The organism is Actinocorallia sp. A-T 12471, from assembly GCF_033875155.1.
Taxonomy (GTDB): domain Bacteria; phylum Actinomycetota; class Actinomycetes; order Streptosporangiales; family Streptosporangiaceae; genus Actinocorallia.
The window spans coordinates 85,257-108,869 of record NZ_JAWZTE010000006.1 but is presented as its reverse complement, the minus strand read 5'-3'; the positions used below and the strand labels follow the sequence as shown (position 1 = coordinate 108,869).

The 23,613-nt window shown below is 71.2% G+C and carries 22 protein-coding genes; 16 read left to right on the top strand and 6 right to left on the bottom strand.

Translation table 11 applies throughout. From position 1 onward, the window contains the following. Positions 1 to 171: 171 nt before the first annotated feature. Positions 172 to 2,688, top strand: a complete 2,517-nt coding sequence (locus R9X44_RS18555; protein ID WP_319815453.1) for an ATP-dependent Clp protease ATP-binding subunit — start codon at positions 172 to 174, stop codon at positions 2,686 to 2,688. 76 nt (positions 2,689 to 2,764) lie between these two features. On the opposite strand, the gene R9X44_RS18550 is transcribed toward R9X44_RS18555, so the two are convergent. Then, positions 2,765 to 3,649: an A/G-specific adenine glycosylase gene (locus R9X44_RS18550; RefSeq protein ID WP_319815452.1), complete on the bottom strand. Its 885-nt coding sequence runs from the start codon at positions 3,647 to 3,649 to the stop codon at positions 2,765 to 2,767. A gap of 68 nt (positions 3,650 to 3,717) precedes the next feature. Here R9X44_RS18550 and R9X44_RS18545 point away from each other — a divergent pair, with 68 nt between their 5' ends. The 3 genes from R9X44_RS18545 to disA all read left to right on the top strand — a co-directional run bounded on the left by R9X44_RS18545 (position 3,718) and on the right by disA (position 7,154). Further along, complete coding sequence (locus R9X44_RS18545; RefSeq protein ID WP_319815451.1) at positions 3,718 to 4,413, top strand: hypothetical protein; 696 nt, start codon at positions 3,718 to 3,720, stop codon at positions 4,411 to 4,413. 79 nt (positions 4,414 to 4,492) lie between these two features. Then, the gene (gene radA, locus R9X44_RS18540; protein WP_319815450.1) at positions 4,493 to 5,890 is read left to right on the top strand and encodes a DNA repair protein RadA; all 1,398 of its coding nucleotides are present in this window, start codon (positions 4,493 to 4,495) and stop codon (positions 5,888 to 5,890) included. 193 nt (positions 5,891 to 6,083) lie between these two features. Beyond that, complete coding sequence (gene disA / locus R9X44_RS18535; RefSeq protein ID WP_319815449.1) at positions 6,084 to 7,154, top strand: DNA integrity scanning diadenylate cyclase DisA; 1,071 nt, start codon at positions 6,084 to 6,086, stop codon at positions 7,152 to 7,154. Between the two features lie 52 nt (positions 7,155 to 7,206). On the opposite strand, the gene R9X44_RS18530 is transcribed toward disA, so the two are convergent. Both R9X44_RS18530 and R9X44_RS18525 read right to left on the bottom strand, forming a co-directional pair. Further along, the gene (locus tag R9X44_RS18530; protein ID WP_319815448.1) at positions 7,207 to 8,244 is read right to left on the bottom strand and encodes an alpha/beta hydrolase; all 1,038 of its coding nucleotides are present in this window, start codon (positions 8,242 to 8,244) and stop codon (positions 7,207 to 7,209) included. Positions 8,245 to 8,332: 88 nt separating this feature from the next. Continuing rightward, complete coding sequence (locus R9X44_RS18525; RefSeq protein WP_319815777.1) at positions 8,333 to 9,028, bottom strand: class I SAM-dependent methyltransferase; 696 nt, start codon at positions 9,026 to 9,028, stop codon at positions 8,333 to 8,335. 141 nt (positions 9,029 to 9,169) lie between these two features. Between R9X44_RS18525 and R9X44_RS18520 the strand changes: the two genes are divergently transcribed. The 6 genes from R9X44_RS18520 to R9X44_RS18495 all read left to right on the top strand — a co-directional run bounded on the left by R9X44_RS18520 (position 9,170) and on the right by R9X44_RS18495 (position 15,728). Continuing rightward, positions 9,170 to 10,042 carry a sugar phosphate isomerase/epimerase gene (locus R9X44_RS18520; RefSeq protein WP_319815447.1) on the top strand — a complete coding sequence of 291 codons (873 nt, stop codon included), beginning with the start codon at positions 9,170 to 9,172 and terminating at the stop codon, positions 10,040 to 10,042. A 178-nt stretch (positions 10,043 to 10,220) separates the two neighbouring features. Next, positions 10,221 to 11,123 carry a proline dehydrogenase family protein gene (locus tag R9X44_RS18515; RefSeq protein ID WP_319815446.1) on the top strand — a complete coding sequence of 301 codons (903 nt, stop codon included), beginning with the start codon at positions 10,221 to 10,223 and terminating at the stop codon, positions 11,121 to 11,123. A 78-nt stretch (positions 11,124 to 11,201) separates the two neighbouring features. Further along, positions 11,202 to 11,996 (top strand): pyrroline-5-carboxylate reductase, encoded by a 795-nt coding sequence (proC, locus tag R9X44_RS18510; protein WP_319815445.1) that lies wholly within the window; start codon positions 11,202 to 11,204, stop codon positions 11,994 to 11,996. Between the two features lie 101 nt (positions 11,997 to 12,097). After that, positions 12,098 to 13,423 carry an efflux RND transporter periplasmic adaptor subunit gene (locus tag R9X44_RS18505; RefSeq protein ID WP_319815776.1) on the top strand — a complete coding sequence of 442 codons (1,326 nt, stop codon included), beginning with the start codon at positions 12,098 to 12,100 and terminating at the stop codon, positions 13,421 to 13,423. Next, positions 13,420 to 14,550: an ABC transporter ATP-binding protein gene (locus R9X44_RS18500; RefSeq protein WP_319815444.1), complete on the top strand. Its 1,131-nt coding sequence runs from the start codon at positions 13,420 to 13,422 to the stop codon at positions 14,548 to 14,550. Before R9X44_RS18505 ends, R9X44_RS18500 begins: the two co-directional genes overlap by 4 nt. Continuing rightward, complete coding sequence (locus tag R9X44_RS18495) at positions 14,547 to 15,728, top strand: ABC transporter permease (RefSeq protein WP_319815443.1); 1,182 nt, start codon at positions 14,547 to 14,549, stop codon at positions 15,726 to 15,728. Before R9X44_RS18500 ends, R9X44_RS18495 begins: the two co-directional genes overlap by 4 nt. Positions 15,729 to 16,118: 390 nt before the next feature. Here the strand turns inward: R9X44_RS18495 and R9X44_RS18490 are convergent, their stop codons facing one another. Further along, positions 16,119 to 17,141, bottom strand: a complete 1,023-nt coding sequence (locus R9X44_RS18490) for an alpha/beta hydrolase (protein WP_319815442.1) — start codon at positions 17,139 to 17,141, stop codon at positions 16,119 to 16,121. A gap of 154 nt (positions 17,142 to 17,295) precedes the next feature. Between R9X44_RS18490 and R9X44_RS18485 the strand changes: the two genes are divergently transcribed. The 6 genes from R9X44_RS18485 (at position 17,296) to R9X44_RS18460 (ending at position 21,933) form a co-directional block, all read left to right on the top strand. After that, positions 17,296 to 18,456, top strand: coding sequence for an acetoin utilization protein AcuC (locus tag R9X44_RS18485; RefSeq protein ID WP_319815441.1), 1,161 nt, complete (start codon positions 17,296 to 17,298; stop codon positions 18,454 to 18,456). Next, positions 18,453 to 19,280, top strand: a complete 828-nt coding sequence (locus R9X44_RS18480; protein ID WP_319815440.1) for a phosphatase — start codon at positions 18,453 to 18,455, stop codon at positions 19,278 to 19,280. Before R9X44_RS18485 ends, R9X44_RS18480 begins: the two co-directional genes overlap by 4 nt. A gap of 109 nt (positions 19,281 to 19,389) precedes the next feature. Then, complete coding sequence (locus tag R9X44_RS18475) at positions 19,390 to 19,593, top strand: helix-turn-helix domain-containing protein (protein WP_123669307.1); 204 nt, start codon at positions 19,390 to 19,392, stop codon at positions 19,591 to 19,593. A gap of 184 nt (positions 19,594 to 19,777) precedes the next feature. After that, the gene (locus tag R9X44_RS18470) at positions 19,778 to 19,876 is read left to right on the top strand and encodes a 30S ribosomal protein bS22 (RefSeq protein ID WP_012854759.1); all 99 of its coding nucleotides are present in this window, start codon (positions 19,778 to 19,780) and stop codon (positions 19,874 to 19,876) included. 45 nt (positions 19,877 to 19,921) lie between these two features. Continuing rightward, positions 19,922 to 21,007: an NAD-dependent epimerase/dehydratase family protein gene (locus tag R9X44_RS18465; RefSeq protein ID WP_319815439.1), complete on the top strand. Its 1,086-nt coding sequence runs from the start codon at positions 19,922 to 19,924 to the stop codon at positions 21,005 to 21,007. After that, on the top strand, positions 21,004 to 21,933 hold the full coding sequence (locus R9X44_RS18460; RefSeq protein WP_413774956.1) for a lysophospholipid acyltransferase family protein: 930 nt from the start codon (positions 21,004 to 21,006) through the stop codon (positions 21,931 to 21,933). Before R9X44_RS18465 ends, R9X44_RS18460 begins: the two co-directional genes overlap by 4 nt. A gap of 5 nt (positions 21,934 to 21,938) precedes the next feature. Here the strand turns inward: R9X44_RS18460 and R9X44_RS18455 are convergent, their stop codons facing one another. Next, positions 21,939 to 22,817, bottom strand: coding sequence for an HAD-IB family hydrolase (locus R9X44_RS18455; RefSeq protein WP_319815774.1), 879 nt, complete (start codon positions 22,815 to 22,817; stop codon positions 21,939 to 21,941). A gap of 175 nt (positions 22,818 to 22,992) precedes the next feature. Beyond that, positions 22,993 to 23,565, bottom strand: a complete 573-nt coding sequence (locus tag R9X44_RS18450) for a sigma-70 family RNA polymerase sigma factor (protein WP_319815438.1) — start codon at positions 23,563 to 23,565, stop codon at positions 22,993 to 22,995. Positions 23,566 to 23,613 lie beyond the last annotated feature (48 nt).

The following is a 23,613-nucleotide window of genomic DNA, read 5'->3' as shown; positions in this document are numbered from 1 at the left end:
CTGCGCGTCTTCAGGGGTAGTCGTGGGAGGAGAGCCCCAATAGGTCGTTCGCCTGTGGCGTATCGGGAACACGGCACGCTCAGTCGGTAGTTGGATGAGGATGAACAGCCCCAGCACTGGGAAGGTCTTCACCTGAAGACCTCCTGCGGGGCGGTGTGAGGGAGCGACGAGATGTTCGAAAGGTTCACCGACCGTGCACGGCGGGTGGTCGTCCTGGCCCAAGAAGAGGCCAGGATGCTCAACCACAACTACATCGGCACCGAGCACATCCTCCTTGGCTTGATCCACGAGGGTGAAGGTGTCGCCGCCAAGGCCCTCGAGAGCCTGGGGATCAGTCTCGAAGCCGTGCGCCAGCAGGTCGAGGAGATCATCGGCCAGGGTCAGCAGGCGCCGTCGGGGCACATCCCCTTCACCCCGCGCGCCAAGAAGGTGCTTGAGCTGTCGCTGCGCGAGGCGCTGCAACTCGGCCACAACTACATCGGCACCGAGCACATCCTGCTCGGCCTGATCCGCGAGGGCGAAGGCGTCGCGGCGCAGGTCCTGGTGAAGCTGGGCGCCGATCTCAACCGGGTCCGCCAGCAGGTCATCCAGTTGCTGCACGGCTACCAGGGGAAGGAGGCGACGGCGACCGGCACCGCTACGGAGTCCGCTCCCTCCACGTCCCTGGTGCTCGACCAGTTCGGCCGCAACCTGACCCAGGCCGCCCGCGAGGGCAAGCTCGACCCGGTGATCGGCCGGGACAAGGAGATCGAGCGGGTCATGCAGGTGCTGTCCCGCCGCACCAAGAACAACCCAGTGCTGATCGGCGAGCCGGGCGTCGGCAAGACCGCGGTGGTCGAGGGGCTGTCCCAGAAGATCGTCAAGGGCGAGGTCCCCGAGACGCTCAAGGACAAGCAGCTCTACACGCTCGACCTCGGCGCGCTGGTCGCCGGTTCCCGCTACCGCGGTGACTTCGAGGAGCGCCTGAAGAAGGTGCTCAAGGAGATCCGCACCCGCGGCGACATCATCCTGTTCATCGACGAGCTGCACACCCTCGTCGGAGCGGGCGCGGCCGAGGGCGCGATCGACGCCGCCAGCATCCTCAAGCCGATGCTGGCCCGCGGTGAGCTGCAGACCATCGGCGCGACCACGCTTGACGAGTACCGCAAGTACCTGGAGAAGGACGCGGCCCTCGAGCGCCGCTTCCAGCCGATCCAGGTCGCGGAGCCGTCGCTGTCGCACACGATCGAGATCCTCAAGGGCCTGCGCGACAGGTACGAGGCGCACCACCGCGTCTCGATCACCGACGGCGCGCTCGTCGCGGCCGCGCAGCTGGCCGACCGCTACATCTCCGACAGGTTCCTGCCGGACAAGGCGATCGACCTCATCGACGAGGCGGGCTCGCGCATGCGCATCCGCCGGATGACCGCGCCGCCGGACCTGCGCGAGTACGACGAGAAGATCGCCGACGTCCGTCGCGAGAAGGAGTCCGCGATCGACGCGCAGGACTTCGAGAAGGCCGCGGCGCTGCGCGACAAGGAGAAGCAGCTCCTGGCCGCCAAGGCGCAGCGGGAGAAGGAGTGGAAGGCCGGCGACATGGACGTCGTCGCCGAGGTCACCGAGGAGCTCATCGCCGAGGTCCTGGCGACCGCCACCGGCATCCCGGTCTTCAAGCTGACCGAGGAGGAGTCCGCGCGGCTGCTGCGCATGGAGGACGAGCTGCACCGGCGCGTCATCGGCCAGGAGGACGCCATCAGGGCGCTGTCCCAGTCGATCCGGCGTACCCGTGCGGGTCTGAAGGACCCCAAGCGTCCCGGCGGCTCGTTCATCTTCGCCGGCCCGTCCGGCGTCGGTAAGACCGAGCTCTCCAAGACCGTCGCGGAGTTCCTGTTCGGCGACGAAGAGGCACTGATCTCGCTTGACATGTCCGAGTACATGGAGAAGCACACGGTGTCGCGGCTGTTCGGCTCTCCGCCCGGATACGTCGGGTACGAGGAGGGCGGCCAGCTCACCGAGAAGGTGCGGCGCAAGCCGTTCTCGGTGGTCCTGTTCGACGAGATCGAGAAGGCCCACCCGGACATCTTCAACTCGCTGCTGCAGATCCTGGAGGACGGTCGCCTGACCGACGCCCAGGGCCGGGTCGTGGACTTCAAGAACACCGTCATCATCATGACGACCAACCTCGGCACCCGGGACATCTCCAAGGGCCTGTCCATCGGCTTCGGCCGCGCGGACGACGCCAAGGGCGACTACGAGCGGATGAAGGCCAAGGTCGGCGAGGAGCTCAAGACCCACTTCCGGCCCGAGTTCCTCAACCGTGTCGACGACATCGTGGTCTTCCACCAGCTCACGCCGAAGGAGATCATCCAGATCGTCGACCTGATGATCGCCCGCCTCGACGAGCGGCTGCGCGACCGCGACATGGGCATCGAGCTCAAGCAGTCCGCCAAGGACCTGCTGGCCGAGCGCGGTTACGACCCCGTCCTGGGCGCCAGGCCGCTGCGCCGGACGATCCAGCGGGAGATCGAGGACACGCTGTCGGAGAAGATCCTGTACGGCGACCTCAAGGCCGGCCAGATCGTCGTGGTCGACACCGAGGGCACCGGCGAGAACGCGAAGTTCACGTTCAAGGGCATGCCGAAGCCGTCGTCCGTGCCGGACGTCGCGGTGATCGAGGAAGCCTCGCCGCTGAACCTCAACAAGGACTGACGCAAGTCCCGAGCCACGGGCCCGCGACCCTTCGGGGTGCGGGCCCTTCGGCTTTCCCGGGCTTGCTTCCGGGGGTTCAGGCGTCGGCGGGGGCGATGGTGCCGGGCAGGGCGTACCTGCCGTCGTCCAGGGGGTCAACGAGGGCGTCGGTGATGAGGCCGTCGAGGGCGCGTTCGCGTTGGACGGCGTCGGCCCACACCACGTCGAGGGCGGCCTTCTCCACGGGGTGCGGGGAGTCCCTGAGGACCGCCAGGAGCCGTCCCCGGCACTGCCGGTCGGTGCCCGCATAGGTCTGGCCGCGCCGCGGCGGGCCGTCGTAGGCGGGCTTTCCTGCGCGGTACCAGGCGCACTGGGAGATCACCGGGCAGTCGGCGCAGCGGGGTGAGCGCGCGGTGCAGATCAGCGCGCCGAGCTCCATGACGGCCACGGCCCAGGTGGCCGCCGTTTCCGGGTCGTCGGGGAGCAGGGACTCGGCGAGGCGGAGCTCGGCCGTCGTCTGGGACTTCGGCGGGTGCTCGGCACCGGACTTCAGGCGGGACAGGACGCGTCTGACGTTGGTGTCCAGGACGGCGTGCCGCTGGCGGAAGGCGAAACTGGCGACGGCCGCGGCCGTGTACGCGCCGACGCCGGGCAGCGCGAGCAGCTCGGCGTGGTCGGAGGGCACCTGGCCGCCGTGCCGTTCGGTGATCGCCACGGCGCAGGCGTGCAGCCGCAGGGCGCGGCGCGGGTAGCCGAGGCGTCCCCAGGCGCGGACGGCCTCGCCGGACGGCTCCGCGGCGAGGCTCGCGGGCGTCGGCCAGCGCGCCATCCAGACGGTCCACACGGGCAGCACCCGGTTGACCGGCGTCTGCTGGAGCATCAGCTCGCTCACCAGGATGGACCAGGGCGAGGCGGACGGCGCGCGCCACGGCAGATCGCGGGCGTGGACGGCGTACCAGTCGAGAATCGGTTGGGAGGGCATCGCCCGTCAGCTTAGGGGGTGCGCGTGTCGCACGGCACGGCGGAAGATCCAAAAAGCATACTGTCGGCATGGATTCGGGCACGCCGGGTTACGAGGATGACGGTTACGCCGAGGCGTACTGGCGGCGCAGGGCGCTCGCGCTGGGCGCGGTGCTGCTTGTCGTAGGCGGTGTGGCGTGGAGCTGCATGGGCGAGGACGCGCCGGTCCAGAAGGCGGCGGGGACGGGCACGGCCAGCGCCGCGCCCAGCGCGTCGCCGAGCCCGGGGCCGAGCGCGAGCGAGAGCCCGACCGACGCGTTCGTGATCCCGACGGTGACGTTCACCGCCACGGTCACCGCGACGGTCGCGGCCCCGCGCAGGCCGGGCGACAGATGCGCCAAGAACACCGTGGTCGCGACGATCACCCCGGACAAGCCGCAGTTCCGGCCCGGTGAGCGGCCGACGTTCCGGGTGACCGTGGTGAACACCGGGGAGCTCGACTGCACCTTCGACGTGGGGGCCGAGCGGTTCGTCGCGCGGATCACGACGGGGCCGTACAAGATCTGGTCGTCGGCGCACTGCCCGGCCGGGGGCGGCTCGTCGATCCAGCTGCTGCGCAGGGGCGTCCCGTACACGACGACGCTGGAGTGGAACCGGCGGCGCAGCAGCGCGAGCGCGTGCGCGTCGCGGCTGGACAAGGTGTCGCCCGGCGACTACACCGTGCGGGCGACCGCGCCCGGCGTGAAGACGCCCAAGCAGACGTTCACCCTGCTCGCGCCGAACTGAACCGCAGGTCAGAGCCCATTTCTCGAAGTTGTCCACAGGCTCGGAAAAAATTGTCGGCGGTTCGGCCTAGGGTCGTGCCATGGCCAAGGCAGTGAAGACCGCGTACAGGTGCGGCGAGTGCGGATGGCGGACCGCCAAGTGGGTCGGCCGGTGCGGTGAGTGCCAGGCGTGGGGCACCGTCGGCGAGGCGGGCGCGGCCGCCACGCCGCCGCGGGTGGTGGTCGCGGGGCCCGTCACCACGCCCGCGCGGCCGATCGGCGAGGTCGACGTGCGGTCGTCGGCGAGCAGGCCGACGGGGATGGACGAGCTCGACAGGGTGCTGGGCGGCGGGCTCGTGCCGGGGGCGGTGGTGCTGATGGCGGGGGAGCCGGGCATCGGCAAGTCGACGCTGCTGCTCGAGGTGGCGGCGCTGGCGGCGGATCAGGGGGCGGTGCTGTATGTGACGGGTGAGGAGTCGGCCGAGCAGGTGCGGCTGCGGGCCGATCGGGTGGGCGCGATCACCGAGCGGCTGTATCTGGCGGCGGAGACGGATCTCGGGGCGCTGCTCGGGCATGTGGAGGCGGTCGAGCCACGGCTGCTGATCGTGGACTCCATCCAGACGGTCGGCTCGGCCGAGGCCGACGGCGCGCCGGGCGGGGTGACCCAGATCCGGGAGGTCACGGCGAACCTGATCCGGGTGGCCAAGGAGCGGGCGATCACCACGGTGCTGGTCGGGCACGTCACCAAGGAGGGGGCGATCGCGGGGCCGCGGCTGCTGGAGCACCTTGTGGACGTCGTCCTGTACTTCGAGGGAGACCGGCACAGCAGGCTCCGGATGATCCGCGCGGTGAAGAACCGCTACGGGCCGACGGATGAGCTCGGCTGCTTCGACCTGTCGGAGGTCGGCATCGTGGGGCTCGCCGACCCCAGCGGGCTGTTCCTGACCCGGCGGGAGGAGCCGGTGCCGGGCACCTGCGTGACCGTCACGCTGGAGGGCAGACGGCCCCTGGTGGCCGAGGTGCAGGCGCTGGTCGGGCAGAGCTTCCTGCCGTCGCCGCGGCGGGCGACGTCGGGGCTCGACTCGACGCGTGTGTCGATGGTGCTCGCGGTGCTGCAGCAGCGGGCGCGGATGAAGATGCACGAGAAGGACGTCTACGTCTCGACCGTGGGCGGGGTGCGGCTCACCGAGACGTCGGTGGACCTCGCCGTCGCGCTGGCGGTGGCCGGGTCGAGTTCGGAGCAGCCGCTGTCGCCGACGTTGATCGCGGTCGGCGAGGTCGGGCTCGCCGGGGAGGTGCGCGCGGTGCCGGGGGCGCAGCGGCGGCTGAGCGAGGCGGCGCGGCTCGGCTTCCGCAGCGCGATCGTGCCACGCGGGGCCCTGGAGCTGGGGAAACGCGGTCCGCTGCGGGAAATCGGGGCAGTCGAGTTCGAGGGAATGAAGGTGATCGAAGTGGACACGCTCGCCGAAGCCACACGTGTCGCGTTCACCGCGCCTTGATCGCGATGAACATCTCATATCCATCACTTCAGCAAAAAAGGGGAACCAAGGGGGTGAGCAGCACGTCCGATCGAACGGAGAAGGGTTCTCGGTAAACTGTCTTCGCCCGAATCTCTTCCCAGGGGCGTAGAACGGTGGAGATCTTCCGGTCCCGCCGCGTTCCCTCTGACGACCGGCGACCTGCGGGGGTCCAGTGCCAGCACCAGAGAAGACCGTCGACGACCGACGCCGTACGACCCTGGGCGCGGTGGCTCCGGGGACGCAGTTGCGCGACGGGTTGGAACGCATCCTGCGCGGCCATACCGGCGGCCTGATCGTCCTGGGCTACGACAAGCTGGTGCAGGAGCTGTGCACCGGCGGGTTCGAGCTCGACGTGGAGTTCTCCGCGACCCGGCTGCGCGAGCTGGCGAAGATGGACGGCGCGATCGTGGTGGACTCCTCGTGCACCAGGATCGTGCGGGCCGCGGTGCACCTCGTGCCCGATCCGGCGATCCCCACCGAGGAGTCGGGGACCCGGCACCGGACCGCCGAGCGCGTCGCGAAGCAGACCGGCCACCCGGTCATCACGGTGAGCCAGTCGATGCGGATCATCGCGCTGTACCTCGACGGGCGCTATGTCCTCGAGGACTCCGCGGCGATCCTGTCGAAGGCGAACCAGGCCCTCGCCACGCTGGAGAGGTACAAGCTCCGGCTTGACGAGGTCTCCGGCACGCTGTCGGCGCTGGAGATCGAGGACCTGGTGACGGTCCGGGACGTCACGGCCGTCGTGCAGCGGCTCGAGATGGTCCGGCGCATCGCCGACGAGATCGACGGCTACGTCGTGGAGCTCGGCACCGACGGGCGGCTGCTGTCGCTCCAGCTCGACGAGCTCGTCTCGGGCGTCGAGGAGGAGCGCGAGCTGATCGTGCGGGACTACCGGCCCACCCAGCGGCCGGTCGCCGCGGTGCTCGAGGCGCTCGACGCGCTCACGGCCGCCGATCTCATCGACCTCGGCGACGTCGCCCGCACCATGGACTTCACCGGCACCGACGCCCTCGACCTGCCGGTGAGCCCCAAGGGCTACCGCCTCCTGGCGAAGGTGCCCCGGCTGCCCAACACCGTCGTGGAGCGCCTCGTGGAGCACTTCGGCGGCCTCCAGAAGCTCCTGGCGGCCACCACCGACGACCTCCAGGCCGTCGGCGGCGTCGGCGAGTCCCGTGCCCGCTCCGTCCGCGAGGGCCTGTCCCGCCTCGCCGAGTCCAGCATCCTGGAACGCTACGTCTGACCCGCCCGCCCGCCGCGTCGTCCCGCGAACGCGGCGGGGTCGGGGGGCCGGATCAGATGTGGGTGAGCAGGGTCCTGAGGTGGTCGGTCAGGGGGGTGGGGCGCTCCAGCATGGCCATGTGGCCCGCGGTGGGGATGACCTCCAGGCGGGCCTTGGGGCACTTGGTGGCGATGGTGAGGCTGTGCTCGACGGGGGTGAGGCGGTCGTTCTCGGCGGCGACGATGAGGGTCTCGATGTCGGCGAGGGGGGTGCAGGGGGAGATCTCGGGGGTGGTGATCATCGAGTGGAGGAAGCCGGTGAGGGCGTCGAGCCGGGTCTCGGCCATCATGTCCTCGGCGAAGCGGACCGCGGTGGGGCTGGCGTCGGGGCCGAAGGCGATGAAGTCCTCGATCAGCAGTGACGCGGTGCGGCCGTGCCGGCGCACCCGCTCCAGCGGCAGGACGCGCGGGGTGGCCGAGCGCAGGCCCGTCGGCAGGAGGCGCTGGGTGATCCTGGCGAGCGCGGCGGGCAGTCCCAGGGTGACCTCGCCGAGGCCGCCGCTCGACGTGCACACCAGCGCCGCCGCCTTGATGCGGGAGCCCATCAGCTCGGGGTAGGAGTCGGCGAACCGCATGATCGTCATGCCGCCCATGGAGTGGCCGACGAGGACGACGGGCGTGTGCTCGGGCACCGTCGCGTCGAGGACGGCGCGCAGGTCGTGGCCGAGTTGCGGCAGCCCGTAGGTGCCGTGCGCGGCCGATCCCGACCTGCCGTGGCCGCGCTGGTCCCAGACGACGACGCGGGCGCTGTCCTGCAGGGCCTCGCGCTGGAAGTGCCAGGAGCCGCCGGTGAGGGTCCAGCCGTGGCAGAAGACGACGGCGACGTCGTCGCGGTCGGGGTTGTCGATCTCGGCGTGCAGGATCGTGCCGTCGTCGGCGGTGACCTCGACGGGCGTGCCGCGGCGGCGGCCCAGGGGTTCGCCCGCGTAAGGGTCGGGGCGCAGGGCAAGGCGGCGTGCGGCGTGCCGTTGGACGGCGGCCCCGGCGACTGCTGCCCCGGCCGTGGTCGCGCCGAGGGCGGCGGCGGTCCACAGTGTGGTGCGACGGCTCATGGATCGACCTCCTCTTCCCGCATTGTTATACATCTTGTCCAGCAATGGGAAGCGCCGGGGTCATGCCCCGCGGGCCCGGTCAGCCCGGTCAGTAGGCGCGGTGCCAGAGGTTGACGGCGTAGTCGACCTCGAGGCCCGGGGTCTCGGCGAGGAAGCGTTCGGCGAGGTCGGCGGGGAACTCGATGCCGAGGACCGCGGCGAGGTCGTCGCGTGAGGTGAACGACCAGCGCAGCATCAGGGGTTCCCGCGCGAACCCGTGACGGTTCCAGAACCGTTCGACGGCCTCGGGGTCGTAGGCGGGCAGCCACTGACGGAACCAGCGCCCGAAGGTCGAGCGCGTCGCGTCGTTGTCGATCACCAGGGCCGCGCCGCCGCGCCGCAGCACGCGGGAGACCTCGCGCAGGCCGGGTTCGCAGCCTGGCCCGAAGAAGTACGCCCACCGTGCGTGCACGACGTCCACCGACGCGTCCGGCAGCGGGATCTTCTGGGCCGAGCCCGTCCGGACCGAGACGTGCCCGAGGCCGGCGACGCGTCTGCGGGCCGTCGCGGCGAGCCCGGCGTGCGGCTCGACGCCCACGACGCGCCCGGCCCGCTCGGCGAAGAACGGCAGGTGGAACCCGGTTCCGCAGCCGAGGTCGAGCACCGTCGCGCCGTCCCAGGGGCGGATCCGCCACATCGCCTCGGCGAGCAGCCCGTCGGGGTCGACCGCCTTGTTCTCGAGTTCGTAGATCTGCGGCGTGTTCCAGATGTTGGGACTGGGTACGGCTCCGGGGGCGATCTCCATCACGCCACCGAGGGTAACCGCGTCCGCCGGTTTCTCCGCCCCGTCGGAGGTGGGGGCCTTGTGCTTCGCGCCACGCGGCGCGCTTCCGCGCGAGAAAGCGCATAGGCTTTCACTGCTAGGAACGGCCAGGGAGGCGCAGCCTTGTCCCGTAACGACATAGCCAATTCGATCAGGGTGCCCGACGCCCCGATCACGCTCTCGACGGCCTCGGTCTACCCGGAGAAGGTGCCGAGCGCGTTCGAGACGGCCTCCTGGCTGGGTTATGACGGCGTCGAGGTGATGGTGACCCTCGACGCGGCCTCGCAGGACCTGAACGTGCTGCGGCGGCTGTCGGAGTACCACCAGATGCCGATCAAGTCGATCCACGCGCCATGCCTGATCTTCACGCAGATGGTGTGGGGGCGTGATCCCTGGGTGAAGCTGATGCGCTCGAAGGACATCGCCGAGCAGCTCGGGGCCGAGGTCGTCGTGGTGCATCCGCCGTTCCGCTGGCAGCGCGAGTACGCCCGCGAGTTCGAGGTGGGGCTCGCCAGGATGCAGGACGAGACCGACGTGATCTTCGCGGTCGAGAACATGTTCCCGGCGAAGGCGCGCGGCACGGAGCTGGGCATGTACTCGCCGCACTGGGATCCGAGCGGCTACGACTACCCGCACCTGACCTTGGACATGTCGCACACCGCGGTGTCCGGCAGCGACTCGCTGGCGATGGCCGACAAGTTCGGCGACCGGCTGCGGCACCTGCACCTCGCCGACGGCGTAGGCATCCCGAACAAGGATGAGCACCTTGTCCCCGGCCGTGGCACGCAGCCTTGTGGGGAGATGCTTGAGCGCCTTGCCCTTGAGGGCTACCGGGGCCATGTGGTGCTCGAGGTCAACACCCGCAAGGTGACGTCGCGGTCTGAGCGCGTTGAGGATCTCGCCGAGGCGCTGGCGTTCGCGCGGCTGCACCTTGCGGCGAGCCGGACCTGGGAGGTCTCGGCGTCCGGTGAGGTCTCCCGGCAGTCCGGCCGCTAGGGCCGCTGGGGGCCGTGGGGCTCCCGGGGGTGGGCTGGGGCGCGCCACGCGGTGTGCCGCCTTCTGCACGGATCTGAGCGGCCCGCAGGGGCCTTCCCGGCCGCGTCGGCGCGGGCGCGCGCGGTGGGCGCGGCCTAGGGTGGTGGGCGGGGGAGTGCCAGACCGGGAAGGGGACCCGATGCTGCGCCGGACACTTCAGGCTGCCGCACGCAGGGGCGGACCGCTGCGCAAGGCCGTCGAACGGATGCCTTCGGCGCGCGCGGCCGCCGGGAGGTACGTCGCGGGGGAGACGGTCGGCGAGGTGCTGCTCGCCACCAGGATTCTGCGCAGCGAGGGCATGCTGGTGAGCGTCGACAGGCTCGGCGACGACGTCACCGACCGGGCGGAAGCCGAGTCGACCGTCCAGGCGTATGAGCGGCTGCTCCAGGAGCTGCCCGAGGGCGCGGAGGTGTCCCTGCGGCTCGGCGCGTTGGGGGTGCGCTTCGACGAGGCGCTCGCCTATGCGTGCGCCGAGCGGATCTGCGAGGCGGCCGCCGCGGCGGGCACGACAGTCACGATCGACATGGAGGACCACGGGAGCCTCGAGGCGACGCGGCGCGTGGTGGACGGCCTGCGGTTCGGTTATCCGGCGACGGGCGCGGTGGTGCAGTCGTCGCTGCGCAGGTCGGAGGAGTACTGCGCGGAGCTGTCGCACGCCGAGTCGCGGGTGCGGCTGTGCAAGGGGTCGTTCCCCGCCTCGTCCGACGTCGCGTTCACCGACCGCGAGGAGATCGACAGGTCGTTCGTCAGGTGCCTGCGCGTCCTCATGGCGGGGGAGGGCTATCCGATGATCGCCACGCACGACCCCCGGCTGCTGGAGATAGTCGACGCCCTGCGGATCATCCACGACAGGCCGTACGACTCCTTCGAGTACCAGATGTTCTACGGCGTCCGTCCCGACGAACAGAGGCGTCTGGCGGACTCGGGGGCGCGTATGCGCGTCTACGTGCCGTACGGAGGCAACTGGTACCCCTACGTGATGCGCAGGATGTCCGAGCACCCGGCCGATCTGCGGTTCCTGCTGCGCGGCGCTCCCACCTGATCGGGAGGGGGGTCCGCGGCCGCACTAGGCTGGGACGTCGGATGACTCCCCTCAGCTCGTGACCAGGTCAGGTGTGTGATGATCGCGATACTCGGTACCGGCAAGATGGGCGAAGCGCTGCTTTCCGGGCTGCTCCGGGCGGGGCGCACGCCCGACGAGGTGCTGGTGACGGCACGCCGTCGCGAACGCGCTGAGCTGCTGCGCGAGCGGTACGGGGTCGGCGCGGTGTCCAACGCCGAGGCCGCGGCGAAGGCGTCGGTGCTGGTCCTGGCGGTCAAGCCGCAGGACATGGGCGCGCTGCTCGACGAGGTCGGCGGGCACGTCGCGGCGTCCACGCTCGTGGTCTCGATGGCGGCGGGGATCACCTCGGGCTTCATCGAGCAGCGGCTCGGCTCGGACGCGCCGGTCGTGCGCGTCATGTCGAACACGCCGGTGCTCGTGGACGAGGCGATGAGCGTCATCTCGGCCGGGTCGCACGCGTCGGAGGAGCATCTGCGGCTCGCCGAGCAGCTGCTCGAGCCCGTCGGCAAGGTGACGCGCATCCCCGAGTCGCTGCAGGACGCCGCGACCGCGCTGTCCGGCTCGGGACCCGCGTACTTCTACTACCTGGTCGAGGCGATGGTCGACGCGGGCATCCTGCTGGGGATGCCGCGCGCGGCGGCGCTTGACATGGTGATCCAGTCGGCGGTGGGCGCGGCGGTCATGCTGCGCGATTCGGGCGAGCACCCGGTTCTGCTGCGCGAGGCGGTCACCTCGCCGGGCGGCACGACGATCGCGGCGATCCGCGAGCTTGAGCGGCACGGGGTGCGGGCGGCGGTCCTGGAGGCGATCGAGGCGGCGCGCAACCGGGGCAGGGAGCTCGCCGGGGGCTGAGGCCCGCTACGTACCGGCCTCCTGTGATTCGGGGGGTCTGTGCTTTTTCGGGGGACCCAAGGGGATTGCGCGGTATGCGCACCTAGCATGCGCTTGTGACGATGCGGCGTTTCGTCCCCCCGGCGCTTGCCCTCGCCCTCGCGCTCGGCTCGCTGAGCGGCTGCTCGGACGACGGGGACACCGGCAGGATCAGGCTCGGCGTCGTCGAGCGCGGCGGGGTCGCCGAGACCGTCGAGGCCCCGGCGACGCTGACGGCCAAGGCGAACGCGACGCTGCGCAGCCCGGCCGACGGGACCGTCGCGAAGCTGCGGGTCAGGGACGGCGACCGGGTGAAGGAGGGGCAGGTCCTCGCAAGGATTGCCTCGCCCTCCGCCCAGGAGCAGCTCGACCAGGCCGAGGAGGCCGACCGGCAGGCCGCCGACGGCGTCGCGCGGCCCTCGGGGCTGAGCATCGCGGCGTTCAAGGACGAGATCGACAAGATCGCCAAGCGCGGCTTCAAGAAGGCGCGTGAGGTCGCGATGACGATCGAGGACCCGAAGGAGCGCGCGAAGGCGCTCGCGGAGATCACCCAGGCCGAGGGCGACTACGCCAGCGCGGCGGGCGCGGCCGAGGCCGCGGTGGAACGGCTGAACGCGGGAATCGGCGGGGTGACCGCCGCGCTGTCGTCCATCGGCGCGGCGAGCAGGGTGCAGACGAAGGCCGCGGTGAAGGCGGCGCGCAGGACCGTCGACGGGCTTGTGCTGCGCGCGCCGTTCGCGGGAGTGGTGAGCCTCGGCGGGCCGTCGGGGGGCAGCAATGACGCGCTGGCGGGGTTGCTTCCGTCGCAGCTCGCCGGGCTGACCGGGGACCTGGCGGTGCCGGGGGCGGCGACCGACGGGGCTGCGGTCGCGGTCGGCGCGCCGGTGACGTCGGGGGCCGCGGTCGTCACCGTCACCGACGTGTCCGAGCTGCGGCTGACCGCCGACATCGACGAGTCCGACGTGCTCAAGGTCGAACGCGGACGCAGCGCCGACGCCGACTTCGACGCGCTTCCCGAGGCCGTGTACACGGCGAAGGTCTACAGCGTCGGGGTGACGCCCAAGGCCGGGACGGGAGGCGGCGTCACGTACCAGGTCCAGCTTGAACTCGCCGGGGGGACCCTCCCTGACGGGGCCGAAGCGCCCGAGCCGAAGCCGGGGATGAGCGCGGTCGTGCGCATCACCGTCAGGGAGGTGGACGACGTTCTTGTGATCCCCGTGGCGGCCGTCGTCAGCAGTGGGCGTGACAGCGTCGTGTGGGTGAACGACGGGGGCAAGGCCGTACGGCGGGTCGTGAAGCTGGGGGCTGAGGGGGACGGAAGGGTTGAGGTCGTGTCCGGGCTCGGGGAGGGCGACGCGATCGTCGTCTCGGGGGCCGACTCGGTCGAGGCGGGACAGGACCTGACGTGAGCGGGACGCCCGCCTTGGAGGCCGTGGACGTCACCCGTACTTATGAGTTGGACGGCGTCAGCGTGCAGGCGCTGAAGGGGGTGAGCCTGCGGATAGCGCAAGGCGAGTACGCGGCGATCCTCGGGCCTTCGGGGTCGGGGAAGTCCACGCTCATGCATCTGCTCGGCGCGTTGGACCGGCCGACGACGGGGACCCTGCGCGTCGCGGGACGCGACATCTCCGCGCTCAGCCCGGATGAGCTCGCCGAGCTGCGCAACACGCACATCGGGTTCGTCTTCCAGTCGTTCCACCTTCTGGCCCGCACCAGCGCGCTGGACAACGTCGGGCTTCCGCTCGCGTACCGGGGCGTGCCGAAGGCCGAGCGCCGCGAGCGCGCGGCGGCCGCGCTGGAGACCGTCGGCCTCGCCCACCGGCTCGGCCACCGCCCCAACCAGCTGTCGGGCGGCGAACAGCAGCGCGTCGCGATCGCGCGGGCGCTGGTCGGCAACCCCCGCCTCCTGCTGGCCGACGAGCCCACCGGCAACCTCGACACCCGTACCGGCCACGAGGTGATGGACCTCTTGGAACGCCTGAACGCCGAAACCGGCGCGGCGGTCATCCTGGTCACCCACGAACCCGACGTCGCCGAACGCGCCCCCCGCCGCCTCCACGTCCGCGACGGCCTCCTCGCCCACGACACCGCCCCCGACCCCACCCCCGCCCCCGACCGCAACCGCGCCACCGACCGCGACCCCGGGACCGGCCGCGACCCCGGAATCAGCCGCGACGCCGGAATCGAGCGCGACGCCGGGATCGGCTGCGACGCCGGAATCGAGCGCGACGCTGGGATCGAGCGCGACGCTGGGATCGGGCGCGACGCTGGGATCTGGCGCGACGCTGGGATCTGGCGCGACGCCGGGATCGGGCGCGACGGCGGGATCGGCCGCGACGGCGGAATCGAGCGTGATGCCGGAATCGACCGCGACGCTGGGATCGACCGCGACGCTGGGATCGGCCGCGACGGCGGAATTGGGCGTGATGCCGGGATCGGCCGCGACGGCGGGATCGGGCGTGATGCCGGGATTGAGCGCGACGGTGAGAGTGGGCGTGATGTCGGGGTTGAGGGTGAGGGGGTGGAGGGCGCGTGAAGGTGGGGGAGTTGGTTGCGGTGGCGGTTGAGGCGTTGCGGGTGAATCGGGTGCGGAGTGGGCTGACGATGTTGGGGGTGGTCATTGGGGTTTGGGCGGTCGTGGTGCTCGTGGCGATCGGCGGGGGCGCGCGGGACATGGTCGAGGGGGAGATCGAGGGGCTCGGGTCGAACATCATCTTTGTGGTGCCGGGGGAGTTCGGGCTGGGGTCGGCGCCGACCGTCAGCCGGATGACGGCCGAGGACGTGGCGCTGCTGCGCGGGGTGGCGGGGCAGGGGGCGGTGACCGCGGCGCTGACGTCGGGGGAGGCGGTGCGCAACGGGCGCGCCGAGCTGTTCACCACGCTCACCGGCGCGGACGAGAACGGGCTGCGCGTGTTCGACCGGCCGCTCGACCGTGGGCGGTACCTGTCGGAGATCGACGTGGAGACGGCGCGGCGGGTCGCCGTCCTCGGGCCTGACGCCGCCGCGCGGCTGTTCGGGGACGTCGATCCGCTGGGGCGTCAGGTGAGCGTCGCGGGCGCGCGGTTCCGGGTGGTCGGGGTGTTCGCGCCGGTCGGCCAGACGTTCGGGCAGTCGCGCGACGCCGAGGTGCAGATCCCGCTGACCGCCGCGCACCGGCTCCTCGGCGTGAACCGGGTCGACCTCGTCGCGGTGCGCGCGCCCGACGCCGACGCCGTCACCGCGCTCCAACCGAGGATCGTCAGCGCGCTAGAGGACGCCCACCCTGGCGAGCGCTTCTCCGCGGTAACGCAGACCCAGCTACTCGGCACGATCGGCACGGTTCTCAGCGTGCTAACGGCCGTCCTGGCGGCGATTGCGGCGATCTCCCTGCTGGTCGGCGGCGTCGGCGTCTCCAACATCATGCTGGTCGGCGTCCGCGAACGGACCCGCGAGATCGGCCTCCGCAAGGCCCTCGGCGCACGCCAACGCGACATAGTCGGCCAGTTCCTCGTGGAAGCGGTCCTTCTGACCTCGGTGGGCGGCCTCACCGGCATAGCCCTTGGCGCTGCCACGTCCCTGGCGATCGCCGCCCTGTCCCCGGTCCCCGCCACCATCGCCTGGTGGTCCCCGGCCCTGGCCTTCACCGTCTCGGCCGCCGTCGGCATCTTCTTCGGCGTCATGCCAGCCCGCCGCGCCGGCCGCCTCGACCCCGTAACCGCCCTCCGCACCGACTGACCCCACCCGCGTTGCACCCTGCGCGCTCTACCTCCCGCACCGCGCGCTTTGCGCCCTGCGCCCTGCGCCGCGTGCTTCACATCCCTGCGTCCCGCACCGCGCGCTTTGCGCCCTGCGCCCAGCGCCGCGCGCTTCACATCCCTGCGTCCCGCACCGCGCGCTTTGCGCCCTGCGCGCAGCGCCGCGCGCTTCGCGTCCCTGCGTCCCGCACCGCGCACTTTGCGTCCTGCGTCGCGTGCGTCGTGTGCGTCGCGTGCGTCGCGTCCATGCGTCCCGCGCCGCGCGCTTTGCGTCCTGCGCCCTGCGTCGCGTGCTTTGCGCCTTGCGTTCTGCGTTGCGTGCTGGGTGCGTTTCGCGTGTTGTGCTTGTGTTTGGGGGTGTGGGTTGGGGTTAGGCGACGACGGTTAGGCCCTGGTCGGGTTGGGTGTCGGGGGTGGTGAGGGCTTGGGTGATGAAGGTGGCGGTTTGGCGCATGGCTTCGTCGGCGTCGGGGAGGAGGCGGTTGAGGAGTTGGAAGACGTGGATCTGGCCGGGCCAGATCTGGAGGTCGACGCGGCCGCCGGCGGCGGTGAGGAGGCGGGCGAGCTCTTCGGCCTCGGGGCGGAGGACCTCGTCGCCGCCGACCTGGATGAGGACGGGCGGGAGCGCGGTCCAGTCGGCGGTGAGGAGGTGCAGGCGGGGGTCGATCTCCAGACCGGCGACCAGCTTGCCGACGCGGCGGGCCGCGAAGGGGCTGATGAAGGAGTCGCGGACCTGCTTGTCGTGCGGGACGGACAGCTCGCACAACAGGTCGACCCACGGGGAGTACAGGACGATGCCGACGGGCTCGGGAAGGCCGGTCCTGGTGATCTCCCCGGCGAGCCCGGCGGCGAGGTGGCCGCCCGCGGAGTCGCCCATGATCACGATCTTCTGGTGGCCGCGGTCGAGGAGCCACTGGTAGGCGGCGAGGGCGTCCTCAAGGGCGGCGGGGAAGGGGTGCTCGGGGGCGAGCCGGTAGTGCGGGGCAAGCACGGGAAGCCCGGTGTCGAGGGCGACGCGGCTGGTGAGGGGCCGGTGCGTCTGCGGGGAGCACAGGATGTAGCCTCCGCCGTGCAGGTAAAGCACGGCTCCGGAGTCGTCGGCGGACTCGGGGATGATCCACTCGGCCCGCATGACGTGCCCGGTGCGCAGGTGCGGGTCGCGTACCCGCTCGACCCGGACGCGCCGGTCGGTCGGCAGGAGGGCCGCGGCCCTGTCCAGTGCGCGGCGCGCGACCCGGATGGGCACGGGGTGGCTCGGGGCGCGGTGGATGAGGGGGCGCATGGTGAGGCGGAGCGCCCCGCCCAGCACGCGGCTCTGCAGGCTGGGACGCCACTCCCAGTCCCCGTCGGAGGCGCGCGGGACGGGCACCGATGAGACGAGGTTCTCAGTCATGGCCACCCCAAGTGTTTCCGCTTTGTTAAAGGTTACCCATTCTGACAACAGAGTTACCCTACGAAAAGCGTCAAATTGGTACGCTCCATGTCACGCTCCGTATAACACGCTACGGTGGGATCATCGGGCGGTCGACGAGGCGGCGGAGTGATCAATGAGCGGCGAACTGCGGGTCTACTGGGACGACAAGCTGCTGTCCTACGACTTCGGCCCGACCCACCCGCTCAACCCGATCAGGGTGGATCTGACCATGCGGCTCGCCCGCGCGCTTGGCGTCTTCGACCACGCGGAGGTCGCCGGGTTCACCTCGGCCGGTGACGGGCTCATCTCGCTCGTCCACGACCGCGCCTACATGGAGGCGGTCAAGGCGGCCGGGCACACCCTGAAGCCCGACTACCGGTACGGGCTCGGCACCGCCGACAATCCGCTCTTCGCGGGCATGCACGAGGCGTCCGCGCTGGTCGTGGGCGCGTCGGTGGCCGCCGCGCGCGCGGTGTGGGAGGGCGAGGTGCCGCACGCGGCGAACATCGCGGGCGGCCTGCACCACGCGATGCCGGACGCCGCCGCCGGCTTCTGCGTCTACAACGACCCGGCCGTCGCGATCGCCTGGCTGCTCGAGCACGGCGCGCAGCGGGTCGCCTACGTGGACGTCGACGTGCATCACGGCGACGGCGTCCAGAAGGCGTTCTACGACGACCCGCGCGTCCTCACCATCAGCCTGCACGAGACGCCCAGAACGCTCTTTCCGGGCACCGGGTTCCCGCACGAGACCGGCGCGGAGGGCAGCGCGGTCAACGTCGCGCTGCCGCCCGGCACGGGGGACCGCGCGTGGATGCGCGCCTTCCAGGCCATCGTCCCCCAGCTTCTTGAGGCGTTCCAGCCGCAGGTCCTGGTGACCCAGCAGGGCTGCGACACGCACGTCCAGGACCCGCTCGCGCACCTGTCCCTGAGCGTCGACGGCCAGCGCGCCATCTACGGCGAGCTGCACAGGCTCGCGCACGAGACGGCGGGCGGCAGATGGGTGCTCACCGGGGGCGGCGGCTACGAACTCGTGCGGGTCGTCCCGCGCGCGTGGACGCACCTGCTCGCCGAGGCGTCGGGACGGCCGATCGACCCGCAGACGGCGTGCCCGGAAGACTGGCGCGCGTACACGCTGGAGCGGACGGGCGAGGTCGCGCCCAAGGTGATGACCGACGGTTTCCAAGTGGAGGTGCAGACGTGGGGCGAGGGCTTCGACCCGGCCAACCCGATCGACCAGGCGATCCTGGCGACCCGCAAGGCGGTCTTCCCCGAGCACGGCCTGCTCCCCCTGTGACCGGACCCGAATCCGCAGCCGAACCCGTGCCGACGCGCGCGGAGCTGCGCGCGCACCTGCTGCGCCACTACATCGCGGGCGACGTCGCCACGCCGAGGCACAACAACCTCAGGCACTTCCGCAAGATGGCAGAAGGCGACCCGTACTACCAGTTCGGCCTCGACCTCGGTTCCTGGACGTACGAGCGCACCGTCGCGATGATGGCCGACCTCGCCGGGACGAGCCCCGACCTCGACCACTGGTACGGCGACGACACCATCGACGTCGACCGCACCCTCGACGCCCTCGACGCGATGGGCGACCGGATCGGGAAGGCGGCGCGGGAACGTCAGACGGTCGTGCTCGCGACCGGCCACCCCGCCGCGCTCCTCGACGTCCTGTACGCGCCGCTCGCCGACGCGTTGCGCGCCGCGGGCTGCACTGTCCCGACGCCCGCCGACGGCTGGTCATACCTGTCGTTCGAGGGCAGACACGGCCCCGAGACCAGGACGATCCGGTACACCAAGGGCGTCGCCGCGCTCGAGGGAGAAGGCGAGTTGCGGCACACGCATCACTCCGCTCCCATGGAAGAGATGCTGGCAAACCTCGCAGGTGAATCCCGGTATTGGCCGGACCTGGTCATCGCCGACCACGGGTGGGCTGGAGCGGCGGGAGAGGCGGGCGTTTCGACGGTGGGATTCGCCGACTGCAACGATCCCGCCCTGTTCGCGGGGCATGTCCTGGGGAAAATAGAGGTCTGTGTGCCGCTGGACGACTTCGTGCTCCCCCGGCACTACACCCCTCTGACGCGCTATCTGATGGCCCGCGCTGACCTGTCGGCCTGAAGAACCCCTTGCGACTTGCGGTACGCGATTTACGCTGGATGAAGAACACGTGCGGTGATCGAAGTCACCCGAAGGGCAGGTGCGCGGCACGTGTGGGAGAGGGCGACCCATGGGCGCAGGCGAACGACCCCTCAGTGAGGTGAGGTTCCTGACCGTCGCCGAGGTGGCGTCGGTGATGCGGGTGTCCAAGATGACCGTCTACCGACTGGTGCACTCGGGCGAACTACCGGCCATCCGGGTCGGGCGCTCGTTCCGGGTTCCCGAGCAGGCTGTCCACGACTACCTGCGAGAGGCATACATCGAGGCCGGGTAGTCCAAGCCCGCGCCTTTGACGGGGACGGGGACACCACCGACACCGGCGGCCGAGAGGCCGCCGGTACTACTCAAGGGACGACCACCGGTAGTGTTAGGCGCTGGACCGCTGTCTAGCGGCCCTTTCCTGCACACCCCGCAACGGTCATCCGGGCGATGGCCGGGGATCGTCTGAGTGAGGTTTCGTGGGTTCCGTTATCAAGAAGCGTCGTAAGCGGATGGCCAAGAAGAAGCACCGCAAGCTGCTGAAGAAGACCCGCGTGCAGCGTCGCAACAAGAAGTAGGCCGCAGCTCGCAGCGACTTCCAGCCGTGAGGGGTGGGCCGCACCATGGGTTCTACACCCGCGTCATCTCCGCGTGCGTCTTCTGCGCGTACCGGTTCCTCCCCCTCAGGGGGAGCGGCCCGCGTCGTCCTGGTCACCGGGGTCTCCAGGTTCCTGGGCGCGCGGGTCGCGAACACCCTTCAGGCCGATCCGGGGATCGAGCGGGTCATCGGCGTCGACACGGTTCCGCCCGCGCACCGGCTCGGTCGCACCGAGTTCGTCAGGGTGGACATCCGCACCCCGAGCATCGCCAAGGTGATCGACACCGCGGAGGTCGACACCGTGGTGCACCTGAGCCTCGTGACGTCTCCGTCGGGGCAGCGCGCCGCCGCCAAGGAGATCAACGTCATCGGGGCGATGCAGCTGCTCGCGGCGTGCCAGCGTTCGCCGCACATGCGCAAGCTCGTGGTGCGCTCGTCGGCGTCGGTGTACGGGTCGTCGCCGCGTGATCCCGCGGTCTTCACCGAGGACACCGAGCCGGTGGAGCCTCCGGTGTCGGGTTACGCCAAGGACGCCGCCGAGGTCGAGGGCTATGTGCGCGGGCTGCAACGCCGCAGGTCCGATCTCGTCGTGTCGGTGCTGCGGTTCGTGAACTTCCTCGGCGCGGGCGTCGACTCGCCGCTGACGCGGGTGCTGCGCATGCCCGCGGTGCCGACGGTGCTCGGGTACGACCCGCGGCTGCAGTTCCTGCACGAGGACGACGGCGTCGAGGTGCTGCGCAGGATGACCCTTGAGGACCATCCCGGCGTGTACAACGTCGCGGGCGACGGCGTCCTGCTGCTGTCGCAGTGTCTGCGCAGGGCCGGGCGCGCGGCGGTGCCGTTGCCGTCGCCCGCCTACGCGCTCGTCGGGGACGCCGGGCGCAGGGCGGGCACCCTTCCCGGCTTCTCCAGCGAGCTGCAACGCTGGCTCACCTACGGGAGGGTCGTGGACACCGCACGGATCGAGGCGGAGCTGGGGTGGCGTCCCAAGTTCGACACCGCCGCCGCCTTCGCCGAGTTCGCCCAGGCCCACGGGCTGTCCAACGAGCTGCCGCTCGGTCTCTTCGACATGCTCGCCGCGGGCCTGCCGGGCGGGGGTGCCGCACGATGATGAACGCCTCCGACGGCCGCGACGACGCCGACACCGCCGAGCCGATGGCGCGGGTCATCCCGCTGCACGGCTACCGCGAACCCGACGACGAGCGCGGCTCGCTGGAGAAGGCGGTCGCGTCGGGCCTCGCGTTCCTGCGCCGCCGCGTCGCCGGCGACTACGAGGTCGACGAGTTCGGCTACGACCCCGACTTCACCGACTCCGTGCTCGTCCCGCTCGCGCGGCTGCTGTACCGGCACTGGTTCCGGGTCGAACTGCACGGCCTGGACAACGTGCCAGATACCGGCCCCGCACTGCTGGCCGCCAACCACTCGGGCGTGCTCCCGCTCGACGCGATCATGCTCCAGGTCGGGCTGCGCGACGCGCTCGACCGGCATCTGCGGCTGCTCGGCGCGGACCTTGTCTACCAGGTGCCGTTCCTCGGGCATCTGTCCCGCAAGTCGGGCCACACCCTCGCCACCCCGCCGGACGCGCTGCGGCTGCTGGCCAAGGGCGAACTTGTCGGGGTGTTCCCCGAAGGCTTCAAGGGCGTCGGCAAGCCGTTCAGCGAGCGCTACCGGTTGCAGCGGTTCGGCCGTGGCGGGTTCGTCGTGACGGCTTTGCGGGCCCGTGTCCCGATCATCCCGACGGCGATCGTCGGGGCCGAGGAGATCTATCCGAAGATCGGCGACCTCAAGCCGCTCGCGCGGCTGCTCGGGTTCCCGTACTTCCCGGTGACGCCCACGTTCCCCTTGCTCGGGCCGCTCGGCGTGGTGCCGCTGCCGTCGAAGTGGATGATCCAGGTCGGCGAGCCGATCAGCGTCGAGGACTACGACCCCGACCAGGCCGACGACCCGATGGCGGTCTACGAGCTCACCGACCGGGTGCGCGAGACAGTCCAGCAGATGGTGTACGACCTGCTGTTGCGGCGAGGACCGGCCTTCTAGCCGTCTCAGACGCGGCTTACGGGCGCGCGGTAGTGGCGGCGCAGCGCGATGCCCGCCGCGACGCCCCCGGCCAGCGCGCCCGCGCCCGCCGCCGCGGGCAGGGTCACCAGGGCGACCTTGCGGCCGGTGCGGAAGTCGTGGATGGGCCAGTCGTCGGCCTTGGCGCGGTCGCGCAGCTCGCCGTCGGGGTTGACCGCGTGCGGCTCGCCGACGGCCGTCAGCATCGGCAGGTCGTTGGCCGAGTCGCTGTAGGCGGCGCAGCGGGCGAGGTCGAGCCCTTCCCGCTCGGCGAGCGCGCGCACGGCCTCGGCCTTGGCGGGCCCGTGCAGGAGGTTGCCGACGAGGCGGCCGGTGTAGTGGCCGTCGACGGTCTCCGCGACGGTCCCCAGCGCGCCCGTCAGGCCCAGCCTGCGCGCGATCACCCTGGCGATCTCCACCGGCGTGGCGGTGACCAGCCAGACCTGCTGGCCCGCGTCGAGGTGGTTCATGGCGAGGCTGCGGGTGCCCTGCCAGATCCTGTCCTCCATGACGTCGTCGTAGATCTCCTCGCACAGGGTGACGAGCTCTTCGACGGACTTGCCCGCGACGAACCCGAGCGCGGTCTCGCGCGCGGTGCCGATGTGGTCGGCGTTCTCGGTGCCGCGCACCCGGAAGACCGCCTGGCCCCAGGCGAACAGCAGGAGGTCGCGGCTGGTGAACATGCGGCGCTTGGCCAGCCCGCGCGCGAAGTGGTAGATCGACGCGCCGCGCATCATCGTGTTGTCGACGTCGAAGAAGGCTGCGGCGGAGGGGTCCTCCGCGAGCGGCAGGCGTTCGACGGCCTCGACGGCAGCCTTGCCCGCGTCCACCGGGTCGTCCTCGTGCCTGTGCCAGAACCGCCGCATGCTGGTGACCATCTCCGCTCCCCGTCGCCTGTCAAGGAAGCCTAGTTGGGCCCGCGCCCGATTCCGAGTCCGTGTCTCCGATTCGGGACCGTCGTCACAGAACGCCCGGGGGCGCTCCCGACGAAGTCGGGGTGGCCCAAAGCGCCCCCGGGCCAAATCGAACACCGCCCGGAGCTCAGCTGGCGCGGGGGTCGTGGGGGAGGGTGCGGGCGAGGGTGCGGACCGCGCGGTGCTGGAGCGCCTTGACGGCCCCGGCGTTCTTGCCCATCGCCTCGGCGGTCTCGGCGACGGACATGCCCTGGAGGAAGCGGAGCGAGACGCACAGCCGCTGGTCGGGGCCGAGCCGTCGGACTGCCTGGAACAGGGTCTGGTTGGCCAGGGCGTCGAGTACGGCGTTCTCGGGGCCGTCCAGGGGGGTCTCGGGGGGTTCGTCGGTGACGAGTTCCCACCGGTACCTGCCCGACTTGTAGTGGTCGGCGACGAGGTTGCGGGCGATCGTGACGAGCCATGCCCCGAAGTCGCGGCCCTGCCAGGTGAAGTCGCCTATCCGGCGCAGGGCGCGGGCGAACGTCTCGCTCGTGAGGTCCTCGGCGAGGGGGTGCGCGCCGACGCGGGCGTGGACGTACCGGTAGATCAGATCGACGTACTGGCCGTAAAGATCGGCGAAGGCGTCCCGGCAGCCTTTGCGGGCGCGTTCGACAAGCGGCTCCGGGCTCGATGGCTCCGCACGTACGGCTCCGACGTGCATGGGAGGTCTCCTAGGGGCTGCTTGTGACCTTCGGCACGAAGGCCACAC

What these genes read in the sequence shown, in the direction of transcription:
- R9X44_RS18460 (WP_413774956.1), top strand. Translation starts at nt 21,004, where the DNA reads ATGATGAACGCCTCCGACGGCCGCGACGACGCCGACACCGCCGAGCCG.
- R9X44_RS18465 (WP_319815439.1), top strand. Translation starts at nt 19,922, where the DNA reads ATGGGTTCTACACCCGCGTCATCTCCGCGTGCGTCTTCTGCGCGTACC.
- radA (WP_319815450.1), top strand. Translation starts at nt 4,493, where the DNA reads ATGGCCAAGGCAGTGAAGACCGCGTACAGGTGCGGCGAGTGCGGATGG.
- R9X44_RS18455 (WP_319815774.1), bottom strand. Translation starts at nt 22,817, where the DNA reads ATGCGGCGGTTCTGGCACAGGCACGAGGACGACCCGGTGGACGCGGGC.
- R9X44_RS18450 (WP_319815438.1), bottom strand. Translation starts at nt 23,565, where the DNA reads ATGCACGTCGGAGCCGTACGTGCGGAGCCATCGAGCCCGGAGCCGCTT.
- R9X44_RS18525 (WP_319815777.1), bottom strand. Translation starts at nt 9,028, where the DNA reads ATGGAGATCGCCCCCGGAGCCGTACCCAGTCCCAACATCTGGAACACG.
- R9X44_RS18515 (WP_319815446.1), top strand. Translation starts at nt 10,221, where the DNA reads ATGCTGCGCCGGACACTTCAGGCTGCCGCACGCAGGGGCGGACCGCTG.
- proC (WP_319815445.1), top strand. Translation starts at nt 11,202, where the DNA reads ATGATCGCGATACTCGGTACCGGCAAGATGGGCGAAGCGCTGCTTTCC.
- R9X44_RS18505 (WP_319815776.1), top strand. Translation starts at nt 12,098, where the DNA reads ATGCGGCGTTTCGTCCCCCCGGCGCTTGCCCTCGCCCTCGCGCTCGGC.
- R9X44_RS18530 (WP_319815448.1), bottom strand. Translation starts at nt 8,244, where the DNA reads ATGAGCCGTCGCACCACACTGTGGACCGCCGCCGCCCTCGGCGCGACC.
- R9X44_RS18545 (WP_319815451.1), top strand. Translation starts at nt 3,718, where the DNA reads ATGGATTCGGGCACGCCGGGTTACGAGGATGACGGTTACGCCGAGGCG.
- R9X44_RS18485 (WP_319815441.1), top strand. Translation starts at nt 17,296, where the DNA reads ATGAGCGGCGAACTGCGGGTCTACTGGGACGACAAGCTGCTGTCCTAC.
- R9X44_RS18475 (WP_123669307.1), top strand. Translation starts at nt 19,390, where the DNA reads ATGGGCGCAGGCGAACGACCCCTCAGTGAGGTGAGGTTCCTGACCGTC.
- R9X44_RS18555 (WP_319815453.1), top strand. Translation starts at nt 172, where the DNA reads ATGTTCGAAAGGTTCACCGACCGTGCACGGCGGGTGGTCGTCCTGGCC.
- R9X44_RS18490 (WP_319815442.1), bottom strand. Translation starts at nt 17,141, where the DNA reads ATGACTGAGAACCTCGTCTCATCGGTGCCCGTCCCGCGCGCCTCCGAC.
- R9X44_RS18550 (WP_319815452.1), bottom strand. Translation starts at nt 3,649, where the DNA reads ATGCCCTCCCAACCGATTCTCGACTGGTACGCCGTCCACGCCCGCGAT.